The organism is Psychroflexus aestuariivivens, assembly GCF_004010055.1.
GTDB classification, from domain to species: Bacteria; Bacteroidota; Bacteroidia; order Flavobacteriales; family Flavobacteriaceae; genus Psychroflexus; species Psychroflexus aestuariivivens.
Genome location: NZ_RQVT01000046.1, coordinates 1 through 19,789, shown reverse-complemented (window position 1 = coordinate 19,789; position 19,789 = coordinate 1). Strand labels below are relative to the sequence as shown.

General features: G+C 36.1%; 14 protein-coding genes. 10 read left to right on the top strand and 4 right to left on the bottom strand.

Annotated features, from left to right (window positions below):
* The first annotated feature begins 502 nt into the window (after positions 1–502).
* From EIG86_RS08010 to EIG86_RS08000, 3 genes are read left to right on the top strand one after another with little or no spacing between them, the layout of a single operon-like run.
* Entirely contained in the window at positions 503–1,579 is a 1,077-nt protein-coding gene (locus EIG86_RS08010) for an NAD-dependent epimerase/dehydratase family protein (protein ID WP_127845652.1), read from the top strand.
* Positions 1,579–2,142, top strand: a complete 564-nt coding sequence (locus tag EIG86_RS08005) for a vitamin K epoxide reductase family protein (RefSeq protein ID WP_127845651.1) — start codon at positions 1,579–1,581, stop codon at positions 2,140–2,142. The genes EIG86_RS08010 and EIG86_RS08005 overlap by 1 nt, the downstream gene beginning before the upstream one ends.
* 1 nt (position 2,143) lies before the next feature.
* On the top strand, positions 2,144–2,512 hold the full coding sequence (locus tag EIG86_RS08000; protein ID WP_127845650.1) for an SPW repeat domain-containing protein: 369 nt from the start codon (positions 2,144–2,146) through the stop codon (positions 2,510–2,512).
* An 84-nt stretch (positions 2,513–2,596) separates the two neighbouring features.
* Here the strand turns inward: EIG86_RS08000 and EIG86_RS07995 are convergent, their stop codons facing one another.
* Positions 2,597–3,346 carry a T9SS type A sorting domain-containing protein gene (locus tag EIG86_RS07995; protein ID WP_127845649.1) on the bottom strand — a complete coding sequence of 250 codons (750 nt, stop codon included), beginning with the start codon at positions 3,344–3,346 and terminating at the stop codon, positions 2,597–2,599.
* Between the two features lie 240 nt (positions 3,347–3,586).
* Between EIG86_RS07995 and EIG86_RS07990 the strand changes: the two genes are divergently transcribed.
* The 3 genes from EIG86_RS07990 to EIG86_RS07980 are packed head-to-tail and all read left to right on the top strand — an operon-like array spanning position 3,587 to position 6,443.
* Positions 3,587–3,949 (top strand): DNA-binding transcriptional response regulator, encoded by a 363-nt coding sequence (locus tag EIG86_RS07990; protein ID WP_127845648.1) that lies wholly within the window; start codon positions 3,587–3,589, stop codon positions 3,947–3,949.
* A complete protein-coding gene (locus tag EIG86_RS07985; RefSeq protein WP_127845647.1) occupies positions 3,939–4,991 on the top strand; it encodes a hypothetical protein in 1,053 nt (350 codons plus the stop codon). The genes EIG86_RS07990 and EIG86_RS07985 overlap by 11 nt, the downstream gene beginning before the upstream one ends.
* Before the next feature lie 12 nt (positions 4,992–5,003).
* The gene (locus EIG86_RS07980) at positions 5,004–6,443 is read left to right on the top strand and encodes a glycosyltransferase family 2 protein (protein WP_127845646.1); all 1,440 of its coding nucleotides are present in this window, start codon (positions 5,004–5,006) and stop codon (positions 6,441–6,443) included.
* A 223-nt stretch (positions 6,444–6,666) separates the two neighbouring features.
* Here the strand turns inward: EIG86_RS07980 and EIG86_RS07975 are convergent, their stop codons facing one another.
* On the bottom strand, positions 6,667–7,887 hold the full coding sequence (locus EIG86_RS07975; protein ID WP_127845645.1) for a metallophosphoesterase: 1,221 nt from the start codon (positions 7,885–7,887) through the stop codon (positions 6,667–6,669).
* Between the two features lie 1,181 nt (positions 7,888–9,068).
* Here EIG86_RS07975 and EIG86_RS07970 point away from each other — a divergent pair.
* Positions 9,069–11,099: a thioredoxin domain-containing protein gene (locus EIG86_RS07970; RefSeq protein ID WP_127845644.1), complete on the top strand. Its 2,031-nt coding sequence runs from the start codon at positions 9,069–9,071 to the stop codon at positions 11,097–11,099.
* A 1,097-nt stretch (positions 11,100–12,196) separates the two neighbouring features.
* Here the strand turns inward: EIG86_RS07970 and EIG86_RS07965 are convergent.
* The gene (locus EIG86_RS07965) at positions 12,197–13,237 is read right to left on the bottom strand and encodes an isoaspartyl peptidase/L-asparaginase family protein (RefSeq protein WP_127845643.1); all 1,041 of its coding nucleotides are present in this window, start codon (positions 13,235–13,237) and stop codon (positions 12,197–12,199) included.
* A 2-nt stretch (positions 13,238–13,239) separates the two neighbouring features.
* Positions 13,240–14,184, bottom strand: coding sequence for a DUF1028 domain-containing protein (locus EIG86_RS07960; protein ID WP_240032192.1), 945 nt, complete (start codon positions 14,182–14,184; stop codon positions 13,240–13,242).
* An 852-nt stretch (positions 14,185–15,036) separates the two neighbouring features.
* Here EIG86_RS07960 and EIG86_RS07955 point away from each other — a divergent pair.
* The 3 genes from EIG86_RS07955 to rfbA all read left to right on the top strand — a co-directional run bounded on the left by EIG86_RS07955 (position 15,037) and on the right by rfbA (position 19,605).
* Entirely contained in the window at positions 15,037–16,119 is a 1,083-nt protein-coding gene (locus tag EIG86_RS07955; RefSeq protein ID WP_127845642.1) for a Fic family protein, read from the top strand.
* A gap of 1,132 nt (positions 16,120–17,251) precedes the next feature.
* Positions 17,252–18,652, top strand: coding sequence for a nucleotide sugar dehydrogenase (locus EIG86_RS07950; protein ID WP_127845641.1), 1,401 nt, complete (start codon positions 17,252–17,254; stop codon positions 18,650–18,652).
* Between the two features lie 83 nt (positions 18,653–18,735).
* Positions 18,736–19,605 carry a glucose-1-phosphate thymidylyltransferase RfbA gene (gene rfbA, locus EIG86_RS07945; protein ID WP_127845640.1) on the top strand — a complete coding sequence of 290 codons (870 nt, stop codon included), beginning with the start codon at positions 18,736–18,738 and terminating at the stop codon, positions 19,603–19,605.
* The last annotated feature ends 184 nt before the right edge of the window (positions 19,606–19,789 follow it).

Sequence of the window (19,789 nt, the reverse complement as noted above, 5' to 3'; positions counted from 1 at the left end):
ATTAATTCAATCTTCTGCTTAACATTTTCATTTAGTTCATTATATGACTCCAATTTTATACGGGTTTGTGAGCTTCACAATTAGATTTTTTTAAACGGCTTTATTGTCAAAATTTCAAATAAATTATATTTTAATTTTGAATTGTAAGTCATTTAATTTAAAATTTATCATTTAAAGCATGAATCGATTAACATAAAATTGTGATGATAAGTTCATGATTTGTCATGAAAATGGATCGATTTATTAGGTTTAAAATTATTTGTTTTGAATAGTAAAAGAAAAGAACAATTCTTGAAAATATTTCAATCATCTTTTCCTTTTCGCATATTTTTGTGAGTGTTTAGAACTTTTTAACTATTGAACAACTATTAATTGCATTAAAGCTTTTAAATAAGCATGTTTTTAATAAAATTTGGTTAATTGAAAGGAATGAGTATTCGAAATATTTTTTTTGAAACAACTTTATAACTAGTTTTAGAAGAGATAAAATTAATTTTTAGATATGGATGAAAAAATTGAACATACCAAAACGGGAGCGAGAAATGAAGATAAAGAAGTAGTCATAATAAGTGGAAGTAGTGGTTTAATAGGCTTTCCCCTTATTGAAAAATTAGCTGAAAATTACAGGGTTGTAGGACTTGATCGGGTAGGACCGCCTTACCCTCCATTGAAAGCAGAATGTGTAAACTTCGATATTACTGATGAAAAGGGCATCGATTCAGCTATGGAACGAATAAGATACGGATACGGAAGCAAAATCGCATCGGTCATACATCTGGCAGCATTTTACAGTTTCAACACTGAAGATAGCCCAGGATACGAAGAAATCAATGTTAAAGGCACTCGAAAATTCTTGAGTCAGCTACAAGATTTTGAAGTTGATCAATTCATTTATGCAAGCTCGGATCTTATATACAAACCTGTAGAACCTGGGGTGAAAATTGATGAGGATTCTCCTATTGAAGCCAACTGGGGATATCCAGAGTCAAAAATTAGTGCAGAAAATATCATTAAAGAAAATAATGAAAATATAAAAACTGCATTTCTTAGAATTGCAGGTATTTATAATAATATGGGAAATTCTATTCCCATAAGTCAGCAAATCAAAAGAATTTATGAAGAAGACCTCATCAGTCACTTCTATTCTGGAGATATGAACTTTGGTGATGTATTTGTTCATTTGGAAGATGTCCTGGATGCCATTGTAAAAACAGTGGATAGAAGAGATGAATTGCCCGAAGATCTTGCCTTGAACATCGGTGAACCGACAACACCTACTTATAAAGAACTTCAGGATAAAATAGGTAAACTGATTCATGGAGAAGATGAATGGGAAACTCATGAGATTCCAAAATCCATTGCTAAAACAGGGGCTTGGGCACGCGATCTGGTGGGAGATCCTTTTATAAAACCATGGATGATCGATCGATCCGATGACCATTATGAATTGGACATTAGTAGAGCAAAAAAATATATTGATTGGGAACCGAAACACCGACTTATGGATACACTTCCAGAAATCATAGACAATCTCAAAGAAGATCCCGATGCTTGGTATAAGGAAAATAATCTGAAATAATGGCAAACAATCCAAGCTATATTCCGCCAGGATGGGATTATAATCCAGCAACTTGGGATCAAAGAATTCCTATTGTTATTTTAGCCGTAGTTGGTGTTTTTATTGCGAGTTACCTGGCTTTGTATCAGTTGGAAATTATAGACACAGTATGGGAACCTTTTTTCGGAGATGGAAGTGTCATAATTCTGAACTCTAAAGTTTCACATGTGCTGCCAATTCCCGATGCTGCAATAGGCGCAATAGGATATTTTGTGGATGCAGTTACTGGAATAATCGGTGGAACAAAACGCTGGAAAACTATGCCATGGATTGTTATTGTATTTGGACTGGCAGTTGGTCCTCTTGGATTTGTAAGTGTCATGTTAGTAGTATTTCAACCTGTTTTGTTTTCTGCTTGGTGTACCTTATGTCTTTGTTCGGCTGTAATTTCTATTGCGATGATTGGTCCTGCAATGGATGAAATGCTTGCCAGTTTGCAATTTATGCAAAGAGTCAAAAAATCCGAGGCTTCAACATGGAAAGCCTTTTGGGGAGTTCAGTCTGAAATCGAAAAAGTAAAATAATATGTGGGCAAGAATTATAAATACAATTTTAGGCTTATGGCTGATGATTGCTCCTAGCTTTTTTGAGTATTCTTCCTTAGCTGCAGATAATGGACACATTCTTGGTCCAGTGATTATAACTTTTTCAGTAATTGCCTTTTGGGAGGCCACACGTGTGCTTAGGAAATGGAACTATCCGATTGCAATCTGGCTTATAATCGCACCTTGGGTTTTAGGATATGAAAATAATATAGCAATAATTAGCGATATTGGCGTAGGCGTATTGGTGCTTCTATTTGCTTCAGTAAAAGGGAAAATCGAAAAAAATTATGGTGGCGGCTGGTCTTCATTATGGAAGAAGAATCCAAAACACCTGAAACAGTCAGAGTAGATGCTTTTCTGAAATATTTCTTTTTCCTACTGAAAATCAAAACAATCAGCATCGGAGTGTTCCAAGCAAAATATTCTTATAGAATCACTGCTTGATGATCTTTTTATGGATAGAACGGTTTTTACTTGAAATTTTTAAAATGTAAACGCCATTTTCCAAATCATTCATTAGGATTTGTGAGTTTTTCACAGTACCAATTTGTTTGACCATCTGTCCGTTGAGGTTGAAGATTTGAATATCATCGATTTGAAGAGCATTTTCGCTTCTGACGTAAAGCACATCTTTCACAGGATTTGGCGAAAGACTTAAATCATTGTTACCGAAATCCTCGGAACCTAAGGTGTTGACATAAAATTTAGCAACACTGCCTTCACCGTTTGTGATGTCTAAATAAATCATGTTAGCATCGTAAGAGAATTCATAAGAAAAAGGATTATGAAAATTATCGGCTCCGCCCCAATCGTGAAGAAATTCTTCTGAAAAAAACATTTCTAAATCCATAAGATTGTTTAGCGCTTCAGCTTCTTCTGCGCTAGAACCTTGGCCACAATCTAATGCGCTACTCGATTCAGAAATTGTAAAATTTTGATTCGCATCATCGAAGCTTAGCGTGCCATCAACTTCTAAACAATAACCAAAAATATAATTATTAGCTTGAAATTCAGCAGTGAATACATTATTGCTAAAACTGGTGTTTTCGGGTGGAATGTAGGTCTCGTCTTCAGTGATTATACGATCAATTTTCCATGAATAATCCTGTATTGGACTAATTTGGGCTTGAATGCCATAAAAGCTGAAACAAGTACAAATCACAAAAAATAGTTGTCGTTTCATATTTAATGGTTTTAATTTTGCTAAAGATACTCAAAAATATATATTAAGTCAGAAAATTTTATTTAATAATTTGAATGTCAATTTTGTAGAGCTTTATTGAAAATGACACCTTTTTCAATAAAGAGCGCATCGATTTCAAGTATTGAATTCTTCCACAGCAGCTGTATTCAACAAACTGATATTGGTGTCAATTCAGGAACACTTTTGTTTTCGATATATTTCCTTATATTGTGAGACGCTATGAAATTAAAAACACTCATACTTATCAACAATATTATTTTAAGGCGCATTTTAGCAAGATTGTGTGAACGTCTTGGTTTTGAAACACTAGATATCAACGCATTAAATGAATTGACTGAAGAACAAGCCTTAAATAAATATGACATAGTGATTACAGATATTATTTTTGATGGAATTTCACCTTTAGGACATTTGTCTCAACTTAGTAAATCCTTGTCTTATCAGCGCTTAATTATTGTCAGTGAAATGGAATTGTCTAAAATCAAAACCAATTTGGCTGAAATCGAACGTGCCGATGCCTATTTTGAAACGCCCTTTGATTTGGATGATTTGGAAGTAAAATTAAAAGCTTATGTCAATTAAAGAATTGCTTGTTTTGGCCATTTTTATTGCACTTGCTGTTTTGGTGCTTATTCTCCTGTTGATGTGCTTCAGGCTTATATCCGCCTATTTTAAAACGAAATATCATAAAAAGCTAAAAGCTTTTGTAGCTGATGTGATTAGCGAACACCTTTATGGCGATATTGATGAGCATCATTTTTTAGAAATTCAACGCCAAATGAAGCAATTGGGCGTGGACGAAAAACATCCAAAACGAGTAGAATTGTACGTGGATTTAATGATTGATGCAGGCGGTCTTTTCATAGGCGAAAGTCACGAAAAAATAAATCTATTATACCAGAAATTACCACCTTATAATTTTTCTTACAACAGAACCAAACAAAGAAAATGGTACAATAAAGCTGAAGGCATTCGTGAAATTTATGAAATGAACCAAAAGCAGCACGCCAAACATATTATTAAGTTTCGAAATCATAAAAATATTTACGTTAGACGTGAAGCACAAATCGGAATTTTGATTTTTATGGGTTGGTCGAGTTTAAGATTTTTAGCTTATTTGAAAAACACCATTACACTATGGCAACAAATCAAAATCGTTGAAAAACTAAGCGATTACTATCCTGAAGTTGAGATTGAGCAGTTGGAAAAAGCAATCAACCATCCAGAAATCACAAATTCTGGCATCGAATTGTTGATCAGAATTATAAGAAAGTTCAACATCGAAGAATATATTTCCTTCGTCATTCATCAAATGCAATCCGAAGTTTACGATGTTCGTGAAGTAGCGATTAGCTGTTTAGGCTCATTCGACTTAACAAATGAACACTTAGACCAAATAAAAATTAATTTTGCAGCGATTCCAGAAGATTTTCATAAAATTTTGATCTTAGAAATTCTTAGTCAATATGATATTGGTTCGAATAAAGATTTTTTCAAATCACAATTGACAGCCAGAGATTATATGGTCAAACTCACCGCAGCAAAACACTTATGGAATAGTGGTTTTACAGGTGAAGTTGAAAACCATTTCAGTCCAATTTTGAAACAAAATATTCCAGCTTAAAAAAAATTCAGTTTGGCAGACATATTATTTTATATCATTAGTTTTTTCTTTCTTATTTATGGATTGTCCCTACTAAGTTGGTATTTTGCTTTTATTATACTGGCAAAACGTTCGATTAAAAGAAATAAAAGGAAAGAGCAATTTTTAGAAGTTGAAGACATTTCCAGTGCTACTGATATTCCAACGGTTTCCCTTATAGCACCAGCTTTCAACGAAGGTAAAACCATTGTCTCCAATGTGAAATCACTGCTTTCTATTCAATATCCTTTTTATGAATTGATAGTGGTGAATGATGGAAGTAGCGATGATTCTTTAGAAAAATTGATATCTACTTTTGAACTGGAAAGTCAAAGCATTCAGTTTTTTACAGAATCCATACTTACGGCTGAAGTACGCGGGCTGTATAAAAGTAAAAATCCGCAATACAAACAGATTACGGTTATTGATAAAGCCAATGGAGGGAGAGCAGATGCCATTAATGCTGGTATTAATTTTGCCTCGTCAGAGCTGGTTCTATGTACAGACGCAGATTGCATTATTGAACAAGATGCCATTTTGAAAATGGTCAGACCATTTCTAGAAGAAACCAATCGTGAAGTGATTGCCAGTGGGGCTGGCATTGGAATCGTCAACGATTCTGAAATTAAAAATGGAATTCTAAAACAGCTTAAAGTACCTAAATCCTACCTGACTAGAGTTCAGGTTGTAGAATACATTCGTGCATTTTTGCTGGGTAGAATGGCTTGGAGTCGCGTCAATGGATTGATGTTGGTCTCTGGCGCTTTCGGGATGTTTCCTAGAAATCGTCTGGTTGAGGTCGGTGGATACGACAACAAAACCGTAGGCGAAGATTTTGAATTATGCGTTAGGATGAGAAAACATATGGAGGATTTAAATCTGCCCTACAAATTAGTTTATATTCCAGAAACATTATGTTGGACAGAATCGCCATCAAGTTGGGAGATTTTTGCAAAACAACGCGACCGATGGGCAAGAGGTTTGTGGGAGACGCTTTTCAACAACAGAGAAATCACCTTTAATTCAAAATACGGAAAAATGGGTAGAATTTATTTGCCTTTTTGGTGGATTTATGAATTTGGTGCACCTATAATAGAGTTTTTAGGACTAATTATTATTATCGTGTTCAGTATTTTCGGTTGGATCAATTGGGAAATAACTTTGTTGTTATTTTTGTTCGCTTACATACTTGGCTGCATTTTTTCTACAACAGCCATTTATATGTACACCAAAAATTTCCCGCATTATAATAAATTCAGTCAAGTTGGTAAGCTTTTGATTGCAGCCTATCTCGAGCCATTTTTATTTCATCCGATCATGCTTTTTGCACAAATCAAAGGTTATTATAAAAAGATTTTCAAAATTGAATCTGGGTGGGGAACCATGACAAGAAAAGGTTTTGACGATGATGAAGACGAAGAAAAGGCTACTTAAAATTAGTGCTTAAATTGACTTCGGAGTATCAAATTTTAATACCAATTCTACTTTAGAATGAGACAACAAGAAAAAAAAAGCTAAGAGCCAGAAGCATTATGCAAAAAAGTCTATAGCTCCAATCTGAAATTCAAAACTCAATAACCTGCAACCTATAATCACCAATTCACCAGTAAACCAATTCACCAGTCAACTAGTTTACTAGTCAACCAACTCAAAATTACTAAACCTGCTCCGAACGCTTCAGTGTGATAACAGAAACTTCCGGCCAAATTCCGACTCTTCCTGGATAAGCCAAATAACCAAAACCACGATTTACATTCAGAAATCTTTGGGCTTTTTTATAAATTCCCGCCCATTGTGTATATCGATATTGCACCGGACTCCATTTGAACCAACCCGGAATTTCGATACCGAATTGCATCCCGTGGGTATGACCGCTTAAAGTCAGTTGCACATCTTTTGGATGATTTTTTATAATTTCATCCCAGTGAGACGGGTCATGGCTGAGTAGAATTTTAAAAGATTCTGAATCTACAGATTTTGACGCCAAGTCAAAATCGCCTGCTTTTTTAAAACCACCTTTGCCCCAATTTTCAACACCAATCAGATTAATTTTTGAATCTCCACGCGTAATTTCTCGATGTTCATTTCGAAGTAAATCCCAACCCATATCAAGTTGAATTTGAACAAGATCGTCCAGATTTTTTGCTTTAGCATTTTCATTTTCGAAATCGTAGTAATCGCCATAATCGTGATTGCCAAGTATGGAATATACGCCGTCTTTAGCTTTCAAACTTCCAAAAATATCAGTCCAAACAGACATTTCGGTAGCTAAATTATTGACTAAATCTCCGGTAAAAAAAATAACATCTGAAGCTTGGTCATTGACCAAATCAACTGCATATTCTATCTTCTCTGTATTGTCGAAGCTTCCACTGTGGATATCGCTGATTTGGGTAATCTGGTAACCATCAAATTCGGGAGGTAAATTGTCAAAAGTCAATTCATATTTCAAAACCCTAAAATCATAACGACCTTTGAACATGCCATAAAGCAAAGACAGAAATGGAATAGCTCCCAACCCAAGCGCTACGGTACTCACAAATTTTCGCCGTGACGGAAAGCTTTGCCCTGAATCTGTAAACAGTTTTCTGTATAAATAAATAAAGAAACGCGCAATGTCTTCTCCAAAGACAAAGATTGTCACCACCGCTTTCAAAGTTATTAAACTTAAAATTAGACCAATCATATAGCCGCGAAGTCCACTGAAACCTCCCGCTGGATTGGGCTGATTGAAACTATAAATTGTAAGACCAATTACAAAAATGGTGATGCCAAAATATAAAAACGCTAGATACCGAATTTTGAAAATGGTTCTAAAGGCTTGATAAGCATAAATTTCTATAACAAGCAGTATAACTAAAGTAATTATCCAGCGCATTTTTTTTTGAGCAAATATAAATGACTGATTGTCACTAAGCCGTGATTTTAATTTTAATTAAGGAAATTACAGAACCTGTTGAATCCGATATGTCAAAAGCCTGAGTCACTTCTGAATTACAGGTTATAAGTTTCAAGTTGAAATCAACCCGATAACCTGAAACCTCTAACCCTGAAATTAACACTATTGAGAAAAGAAAAATAAAAAAGGGGGGAAGAGCCATGAAACAGGAATCATGAGCCAAAAAGCCTACCGTTTTTTTAAACTGTCATTCCGTAAAATTTCCAAAGCAATTGATGCGGAATCTCAATACACTGTAACCTGCAATTTTTAATTCAAAATTCAGAATTCTCCCAATCTCCCCCTCACCAAATTTTCAGCCAACAGCCAAAAGCTAACAGCTTCAAATATATGAGTCTGACATCTAAAACCTACCAATCTAAAGAAAACCGGCTTACTTTTAAAATACGCCTGAAATGCAAAAACAAGGCTGCGGCAGGCCGGCGATGGAAGCAGTAGTTTACGGTTGCTGGAATAGCAGGAGGCAGATTTGTTTTTAGGATTTCCAGTATTTTAAAATCGGCCTAGACTTTTTTTGATTCTTTTTTTCGGCAATGGAAAAAAAGAATGGAAAAGCCTTCATTAATGGAAATCGACGAATGAGATTCACGAACACTTAAAACAATAAAAACGAGGGTGAGCTAAAAAAAGAATAGGAGATTCACGAATGTAGAAAAAGGAGAAAAGAACCTAGAAACAGGAGACAGGACACAAGAACCAAGAGTCAATCATAAATAAACTGTCATTCCGCAAAATTTCCCAAGAAATTTATGCGAAATCTTAACAACCTGCAATTTTTAATTCAAAATTCAGAATTCTCCCAATCTCCCCCTCACCAAATCTCCAGCCAAAAGCTAACAGCCAAAAGCCAACAGCTTTAAATCACCAATCACTAGCCAAACAGTTCCAAATTACAAGTTAGAAAGTTCCAAGTTGAAATGTAACCTATAATGTATCTCCAAATCACCTAATCTTCGTACAAAACCTGTAACTTGAAACTAAACCAACCTGAAACCAAAAAAACCATATCTCATAATAATCAAAGACTAATCAAAGTTTACGATATTTGTAAAATACTAGCTTTAAGAATGAATACCAACTAAAGCATAAAATCAAAATCCATGGCAAATCAACTTTCAAAAGCCACAAGTCCGTATCTACTGCAACACAAAGACAATCCAGTGCATTGGCACGAATGGAATGAAGAAGCTTTAGACACAGCCAAAAATGAAAACAAACCTTTACTCATTAGTATAGGCTATGCTGCTTGTCATTGGTGTCACGTTATGGCACACGAATCTTTTGAAGATGAAAATGTGGCTAATTTGATGAATAAACATTTCATTTGCATCAAAGTGGATCGCGAAGAACGGCCAGATATCGATCAAATTTACATGGATGCCGCCCAAATTTTAACTGGACGTGGCGGCTGGCCGCTCAATGCATTTGCCTTGCCCGATGGACGACCGTTTTATGCCGCGACTTATTTCCCAAAAGACAAATGGAAAAAAGTACTTGACAATATTGCCAAAGTCTATGACAAGCAGTATGATCAACTTTTAGGCACAGCAGAAAAGTTAACTGAAGGCATTCGAACCATAGATGAAATTTCACCACAGCAATCAACAGATTCTGTAATTTCTAAAACTGAATATAAAACTTTGTTTCAATTTTGGCAAAAATATATAGATGACGAATATGGCGGTTTCAAAGGCGCACCTAAATTTCCGATGGCAAACACTTGGCTATTTCCTTTGCAATATTATGTCTTAACTGGTGAAAAAGAAGCTTTAAAAGCAGTTCAACATACGCTAGACCACATGAGTTTTGGTGGAATTTACGATCAAATTGGGGGTGGATTTTCCAGATATGCTGTAGATGGCGTGTGGTTTGCTCCACATTTTGAAAAGATGCTTTACGATAATGCATTACTTATTGAATTGTATGCAGAAGCCTATCGTATTCAACCTGATCAGCACTACAAAAATATCATTATGGAAAGCATTGATTTCGTGAAACGTGAACTCATGGACGAGAACACGGCTTTTTGGGCTTCACTTGATGCCGATTCTGAAGGCGAAGAAGGCAAGTTTTATACCTGGAAACATCAAGAATTGGTTGAAGTTTTAAGTTCTAAAGATTTGACTTTTTTTGAAAAATTTTATAATACCAAACCCAAAGGCAATTGGGAAGAAGGTCGGAATATTTTATTTACAAAATCACGACCAGAAGATTTTGCTTTAAATAATGATGAAGCAACTGGTGAATTTTATGCACAATTAAAAAAGATCAAAACTGAATTGTTTCAAAGGCGTTCCAAAAGAGAACGACCAGGGCTGGATGATAAAGTACTTACATCATGGAATGCTATGATGCTGAAAGCTTTGGTTCAGACTTATAAAGCACTTGGTCGATCGGAAGATCTTAAATTAGCAGAACAGAATGCTAAATTTCTGTTGAAGACTATGAAAATTAAAGATGGTCGATTATTCAGAAACTATAAAAATGGAAAAGCCAGCATTTCTGGATTTTTGGACGATTATGCTTTTCTGATTGAAGCGCTCATTGAGCTATATCAAGTGACATTCAATAAAGAATATTTAGACAATGCCCGAGATTTAGCTGAAATTTGTATTGAAGACTTTCAAGACGACCGCAGCGGATTATTTTTCTACACGTCAAACAAAGGAGAACAACTCATTGCCAAGAAAATTGAAATCAACGATAATGTCATTCCAGCTTCCAATGCAGTATTGGCGAAAAGCTTATTCTTGTTGGGGCGTTATTTCGATGAGGAAAGCTACACGAAAACTTCAGAACACATGCTTGCCCAGGTTAAGACAAAACTTCATAAATCTGGACCTTATCATGCTGCATGGCAAATTTTAGCAGGTTGGATGACGCATCCCTTTTATGAAGTTGCGATTATGGGTGAAGACGCTCAGGATTTTGCTTTAGAAATGCAACGACATTATAAAGCCAACGCCATTTATCTTGGCGGAAGTTCAGAAAACCTTGATTTACTCAAAGGTAAAAAACCTTCAGAATCTGCGAAATCAAAAACCTTGATTTACGTATGCGTCAATAAAACCTGTCAACAACCCAAGGCCAATCCTAAAGATGCTCTGGCTTTGCTAGAAAAGTCAAATTAGTTTGAACTTTTTTTAAAGTGCAACAGGATCTAGAAAACCTGAAACCTGAAATCAACAGTATAGAGAAAAGAACCTAGAAACAGGAGACAGAACACAAGAACCACGAGTCAATCATAAATAAACTGTCATTCCGCAAAATTTCCCAAGAAATTTATGCGGAATCTCAACAACCTGTAACCTGAAATTAAAAAACTGATATCTAAAATCTAATATCTCCCGCTCACCAAATCTCCGGCAATAGGCAATAGGCTTTAAGCTTGAATATTTCTAGTGAAATAAATGTCACTTCGAGTGATTTTACGGATGCGGTCAGCAGCAGGAAAATTGTATCGAGAAGCCATTGTAACTCAAATATAAAAAGTTCTCGATAGCTCTACTGAGCATAGTCGAAGTACATTTATCACGCCCTTGCCGGTCGTAATAAACACTCGCCTGAATGAACTTGTCGGGCAGGCTCGAACTGACAGCCAATCGGAAACCAGAAATTCAAAATTCAAAATTTAAAAACCCCAATCTCCCCCTCACCAAATCTTCCTATCTCCAGCTCTAAACAAGTAAGCCAAATGCAAAAAGCCAACAGCTTAAAATTTAAAAGTCTTGTATCTGAAATCTAACATTTACCAATCTAAAGAAAACTGGCTTACTTTTGAAATACGCCTGAAAGGCAAAAACAAGGCTGCGGCAGGCTGGCGATGGAAGCAGTAGTTTACGATTGCTGGAATAGCATGAGGCAGACTTGTTTTTAGCATTTCCAGTATTTTAAAATTTGCCTAGCCCCGACGCTTCGGGGTTTGATTCTCCCGACCCCTCGGGATTTCATCAATGGAAAAAAGAATGGAAAAGCCTTTATCAATAGAGATTGACTTCATGAGATTCACGAACACTTAAACAAAAACAAGGCTGAGCTAAAAAAGAATAGAATGTATATTTGAAGAAGAAAGTTTTTCTTCCGAAAACATCAGTTAATCTAAAACCTAAAATTCTAAACCTCAGATTATTAATCACCAAATCTCCAGCCAACCGCCAATAGCCAATAGCTTCAAATACAGGGTTCTAACATCTAAAATATAATATCTAAGCATCTAAAGAAACCAGCTTCAATCCACACCTTTTCCAAACATTTCAATCTTAATTTCAGATTTCGAATTCATTTGAGCGCGGAACATGCCGGGAGTGTTAAATTCAGCAACCATATTTCCTTTTTGATCAATGCCAATGATGCCACCTTCACCGCCCAAAGCAGCTAATTTTTTCTGAATGACCTGTTGAGCAGCTTGTTTCAAAGAAATGCCTTTGTACGCCATCATTGCTGAAATATCGTAAGCTACCACATTTCTGATAAAATATTCACCATGACCAGTGGCAGAAATGGCGCAGGTTTCATTATTGGCATAAGTGCCTGCACCGATGACAGGTGAATCGCCGATGCGTCCCCATTTTTTGTTGGTCATACCGCCCGTAGACGTGCCTGCAGCCAAATTACCATCCTGATCCAAAGCCACACAACCTACTGTGCCAAACTTTCTATTTTGAATAAAAGTCGCATCAACCTTAGAAATTTTAGAAGATTGTCTTTTTTGAACGGCTTCCAAGGCACGCTGACTTTTAGCGGTAATAAAATATGATTTGTCCAACAAATCGTAACCCTGATCTATGGCAAAGGCTTCTGCACCAGTCCCGCTAAGCATGACGTGTGGTGAGTTAATCATAATATCTCTAGCCAGATTAATCGGGTTTTTGATGCGTTGAACGCCTGCGACTGCACCAGCATTTTTGTTTTCCCCATTCATGATAGAAGCATCCATTTCTACTTCACCATTCGCATTCAGTACACCGCCTTTACCAGCATTGAATAAAGGCGAATTTTCTAAAATATTAATACTTTTTTGAACAGCTTCCATCGCTGTGCCACCGTTTTCTAAAACAAGATGACCGCGTTTAATGGCTTCTTCTAATTTCTGATGATAAGCCTCTTGAAGAGAATCTGAGAGTCCTGATTTGGTAATGTAACCCGCTCCACCATGAATTACAATGCCGTATTTGGCAGATTTAACTTTAGGTTTGCCTTTACTTATTTTTGGACTGTCGTGGCATGCAGCTAAAAGACATAGACTGATAAGTAATATAATTTTTTTCATAGTTAAAGTTTTAAAAGATAATCTAGTGCGGGTTGGTCAATAGCGATTAATTCAGATGCTGGAAGTCGCTTTAAGAGCTCTTGCCATTTTTTATCCTTTTTAAATAAACGTTCAAAAACTGGAATCGAGTTTTTGACCTGTTTGGCATTGACTAAAGCTACCGCTTTCCAAAATTGAATTTCATCTTGATTTGGCAATAATTTTTCAGCCTGATGATAAGCCTCTAAAGCGGATTCTGCATTGCCTTCTTCCATGGCTAAATCACCCTTTGCCATATATTCATAGGCACGATGGACGTTTAGTAAACGTGATAACTCCTGAATCGGTTGGTTGTGATCATCTACCCGTAAATCCACCAACTTATCATTCCACGGCAATTCACTAGGTTTAGAATCAACCACAATCAATGCAGCAGATTGCTTACCGCGAATGTCTCCGCCAGCTGCTTGTCCGGCTTCCAAGGCTTTGACGACGCGTTCTGCCAAGGCTAAATCGGAATGTTCTTCAAAAGCCTGACGCATATTATAAACCACATTTTCACTGACCATCATATTGGCTTGAATAGAATAATTTTCACCTATGATATGCCTGGCATCTTGCACGCATTTGTTGCCAGTGAAGGCTGCAATTTCTCCATTATTAGACATCATAGCGACTTGCCTGAATACTTGGCCTTCGTCCTTGTTGCGCAATTGTTCCAAAACTTTGGCTGGTGACATGTTCTTGGACATGAGTTTCAGGCCTTCATAGCCATAAGCTTCATTGACAAAAGATTGTGTTGCCACTACGCCTACGCCAGACTGTCCCCAGGGTACAACAGTTCCCACGGAAAACCAATGACTTTGGACGCCCACAGCCATTTGACCAGTTTCAGAATCACGAGCTAGAATTGAGAATGTATGTGCAAACGCGTCTGAATTTCCTGGCTTTTGAGCCCATAAACCCATATTTATGAAACAAACTAGAAAGAGGATATATCGGCTCAACATGATTTTTTTTCTAAAATTAAACATATTTTTTGTAGTACACGAATTTAGCAGTCGGCTAATTTGCATTTCAATCCAGAGTAGAGAGAAGAAAGCATAACTTGTTCTCGATACATTTTTAAGTTTCACGATATTTCATATTTTTCATTTTAAATTTGAGTATCTCAATGTCACTTCAAGTGATTTTACTAATGCGGTTAGCAGCAGGGAAATGGTATCGAGAAGTCTTTGTAATTCAAACATAAATAGTTCTCGATACATCTATTATGTCCTTGCCGGCCGTAATAAACACTCGAACTGACAGTAGGATATGTCAAATTTTTCATTTCAAATTCATGAGTCTGACATCTGAAATCAACAGTTTGGAGAAAAGAACCTAGAAACAGGAGACAGGACACAGGACACAAGAACCACGAGTCATTCACAACAAACTATCATTCCGCAAAATCCCCTAAGAAATTTATGCGGAATCTCAACAACCTGTAACCTGAAATTCACCAATCTCCCCCCTCACCAAATCTCCCAATCCTTAGCTTTAAGCTATAGGCAGTAGGCTATAAGCCAAAATATTTCAAATTTATTAGTCTAATATCTGAAATCTAATATCTAATATCTCCTCTTTCTCAATCTCCTCATCTTCAGCAATAAGCTATAAACAAGTAAGCCAAATGTAATTACAGCCTTGAGATATATTGCAATTTGTGCCTCATGCGATAAAACAAGAGTAAAATTTACCTTTTACAACCCGATAGAAGTAAATTTTACTTATTTTTACCCTTGATTAATACACAGATGTAAAATTTACACTCGTTTATGAATAACTTCGATAAATCCAAACCCTTTAATAATCTTCCTCTACTTCCACCCAAAGCAGACTTGGAAACAAAAGAAATCTTAACAAAAACAATTAAAGCGAGTAGAGCATTAGCTCAATTAAATGGAGCAATAAGAAACCTACCGAATCCTAGCTTGTTTCTTGACACCATTCATTTACAAGAGGCAAAGGCAAGTTCTGAAATTGAGAACATCATTACAACAAATGACGATTTATACCGAGCAGTTGTTGCGGATAAAAAATTCGACAACCCTGCAACTAAAGAAGTAATCAGCTACAAAGAAGCTATTTGGCTTGGCTTTAAGAGCCTTAAAAAAAAACCTTTTATCACCACTAATTTATGTATCGAGATTGTTCAATGTATTAAACAAAATACAGCTGGAATAAGAATAACGCCCGGAACAACACTATCGAATACAAATGGAGAAATAATATACACACCTCCTTCAGGTGAAGACGTCATTCGAGAAAAAATGGCCAATCTTGAAACCTTCATAAATAATAATGATACAATCGACCCTTTAATCAAAATGGCAATATCACATTACCAATTTGAAGCCATTCATCCATTTTTAGATGGTAATGGAAGAACAGGTCGGATTCTACTTTTGCTTCAATTAAAATTAGAAGAGCTTCTGGATATTCCTGCCCTATTTCTAAGTGAATACATCATCAAACATAAAGACCAATATTACAAAGGTTTAAGAGCAGTTACTGAAAAAAATGATTGGTCCGTATTCATTATTTACATGCTAGACATGGTAGAGGAAACAGCAATTAAAGGCTTAGATAGACTTGAATCAATTATTCAATTGATGGAGGTAATCGGACAAGAAATAAAAGAAAAACTTCCAAAAATATATTCCAAAGATTTAGTTGAAGTCATTTTCAAGCTTCCTTACACAAAAAGACAAAACCTAATAGATGTTGGCTTAGGAACACCAAAAACAGTTGGGAACTACTTGATGGCGTTAGAAGAAAAAGGCTTTTTGAAATCAGTAAGAGTTGGTAAAGAAAAACTATACCTAAATCAAAAGTTGATGAACATTTTAGAAAATTAAAAAGCATAAAGACATAACAATTTATTATTAACAGTCTTAATCTTTTTAGCTTTAAGCGATAGGCAGTAGGCTGTAAGCTTGAATATTTCAAATTTTCTATTTCAAATTTTTCATTTTAGATTTTTGAGTCTAAGATCTGACATCTAAAATCTCCCAATCTAAATTTGTCACTTCGAGTGATTTTCAATGAACGCTAGTGAATTGGAAAATTGTATCGAGAAGTTATTCTAACTAAATCACGAATAGTTCTCGATACATTTATTACGCCCTTGCTGGTCGTACTAAACACCCACCTGAATGACCTTGTCGGGCAGGCTCGAACTGACAGCAGGATATTTCAAATTTGTGAGTCTAACATCTAAGCATCTAATAAAACCGGCTTACTTTTAAAATGCGCCTGAAATGCAAAAACAAGACTGCGACAGGCTGGCGATGGAAGCAGTAGTTTACGGTTGCTGGAATAGCAGGAGGCAGACTTGTTTTTAGTATTTCCAGTATTATAAAATCGGCCTAGCCCCGACGCTTCGGGGTTTGTTTCTTTTTTGGGCGATGACAAATCGACTTTAGGAGATTCACGAACACTTAAAACAATAGAAACGAGGGTGAGCTAAAAAAGATAATGCTGTTTTTCTTAACAAATCATCAGTTTTATTTAAAAACCTAGAAACGTCAAATCTATTAGCTAAAATGTCACTTCGAGTGATTTTACTGATGCAATCAGCAGCAGGGAAATAGTATCGAGAAGTTATTCTAACTAAATCATGAATAGTTCTCGATACATCTATTACATCCTTGCCAGCCGTAATAAACACTCGAACTGACAGTAGGATATGTCAAATTTATGAGTCTAACATCTTAAATCTAAGATCTCTCACTCTCCCCAAATCTCCCTCTCTTCAGCTATAAGCTTTATGCAATAAACTTTAAGCTAAATGAAAAAAGCCAACAACTTCAAATATATGAGTCTCAAATCTGAAATCTAATATCTAATAATCTAGAAAAAATATCTAATTTCGTAGCCTTGTTTTTTTAAAGTTTTCTTATAAATTCGCCTAGAACTTTTCAATGACAATAACTTAGAAATTATAAACATAAAGTCTATTATCAATTAATGACATCATAATCAAGTACAATGACGAAATCAATTAAAAATATTTGCTGTATTGGCGCAGGTTATGTCGGTGGACCAACCATGGCAGTGATTGCCCAAAAATGTCCGGAAATCAAGGTGCATGTCGTCGATATCAATGCTGAACGTGTGGCTGCATGGAACGACCCGAATGTGGAAAACATCCCAATTTATGAACCTGGACTGTCTGATATAGTGGCAGAAACTAGGGGTAAGAATTTATTTTTTTCAACTAAAGTTGAGGAGGCTATCGATGAAGCCGATATGATTTTTATTTCTGTCAATACGCCAACCAAAACTTATGGAATGGGCAAAGGTATGGCTGCGGATTTAAAATTTATTGAACTTTGTGCTCGTCAAATTGCTCGTGTAGCTAAAGACGATAAAATTGTAGTAGAAAAGTCAACCTTACCAGTAAGAACAGCTGAAGCCTTACAGGATATTCTTCATAACACGGGTAATGATGTCGATTTTCAGATTTTGTCAAATCCAGAATTTTTAGCCGAAGGAACCGCTATTGATGATTTGTTGGATCCTGATCGTATTTTGATTGGAGGAGATATAGATACAGATAAAGGTCAAGCAGCGATGAAAGCTCTGGTTGATGTTTATGCACACTGGGTGCCGGAAGCACAAATTTTAACCACTAACGTATGGTCTTCAGAATTGTCAAAATTGACGGCCAATGCCTTTTTAGCACAACGAATTTCTAGTATCAATGCGATGAGTGAAGTTTGTGAAAGAACAGGCGCTAATGTTGATGAAGTGGCGCGTGCCATAGGTATGGATTCCAGAATTGGTTCTAAATTTTTAAAGTCATCGGTAGGCTTTGGTGGCTCTTGCTTTCAAAAAGATATTCTAAACTTGGTCTATATAGCCAAAACTTTGGGATTGGAAGAAGTTGCTGATTACTGGGAGCAAGTCATTATACTTAACGATCACCAAAAACGTCGATTTGCCAAAAACATTGTCAAAACGCTATACAACACAGTTTCTGGTAAGCAAATTGCAATGTTGGGCTGGGCCTTCAAAAAAGACACGAATGACACCCGCGAATCTGCTGCGATTTATGTGTCAGATCATTTGTTGAATGAACAGGCAGACATCATTGTTTATGATCCAAAAGTCAAAACGGAACAGATTTATGCAGATTTGGAATACCTAGGACATCATAGTTCTGAAGAAATTCGCAGACGCGTGAAAGTCGTCAGTTCAGCGAAAGAAGCCTGCCATAACGCACATGCTATCGCTGTAATGACGGAATGGGATGAATTCAAAACTTTAGATTGGGCAGACATTTACGAAAAAATGTACAAACCAGCCTTTGTGTTTGATGGTCGACGCATTCTTGATCAGTTGAAAATGGAAGAGATCGGTTTCAAAATAAATATTATAGGAAATTAAAAAGTATAAAAGGCGTTTTCAAGTCTAAATGAAAACGCCTTTGTATTTAAATAGAAAACCCATAACCAAAAAAATCAATTATAATGAAAGGAATAATCCTTGCCGGTGGTAGCGGCACTAGACTAGATCCATTAACCCAAGTCGTCTCTAAGCAATTGTTGCCAGTTCACGATAAACCTATGATTTATTATCCCTTATCGACTTTAATGTTAGCTGGAATTAAAGATGTTCTGATTATTTCTACACCAAACGACTTGCCTTTATTTGAAAAACTTTTGGGCGATGGTTCTGCTTATGGCATCAATTTATCTTATGAAGTGCAACCTTCACCAGATGGTTTGGCACAAGCTTTTATCATAGGTGAAAATTTTATTGGAAATGATGATGTCTGTTTGGTCTTAGGCGATAATTTGTTTTACGGACAAGGTTTTGTGCCGATTTTGAAAGCAGCCGTTCAAAAGCTCGAGGCTGAACGCAAAGCAACTATTTTTGGGTATTATGTGAAAGATCCGGAGCGTTATGGTGTGGCTGAATTTGATGAAAACCGAAACGTCAAATCTTTAGAAGAAAAACCCAAACATCCTAAATCCAACTATGCAGTGGTTGGCTTGTATTTTTACACCAATGAAGTGATTCAAAAAGCCAAAATGGTAAAGCCATCACATCGCGGAGAATTAGAAATCACATCGGTCAACCAAGCCTATCTGGACGAAGACAAACTTGCTATTCAACTTTTAGGCCGTGGTTTTGCCTGGTTGGATACTGGCACCCATGAAGCCTTAAGTGAAGCTACACAATTTGTTCATGCCATTGAAAAACGCCAAGGTTTGAAAATCGCTTGTTTGGAAGAAATCGCCTACCGCCAAAACTGGCTCACCAAAAACGACCTCCAAGTTAAAGTTGAAGGCAAAAAAGGAGAATATTACACCTACATCAGGAACTTGATCAGTTAGATTTAAACTACATAAATATGTTTTAATGCTATGCATCTTAAGCTGTAGGCCATAATATTTCAAATTTTCTGTTTCAAATTCATGAGTCTAACATCTGAAATCTAATATCTTTCAATCTAAATTTGTCACTTCGAGTGATTTCAAAAGATTCGATAAGAAGCTATTGAAATAGTATCGAGAAGTT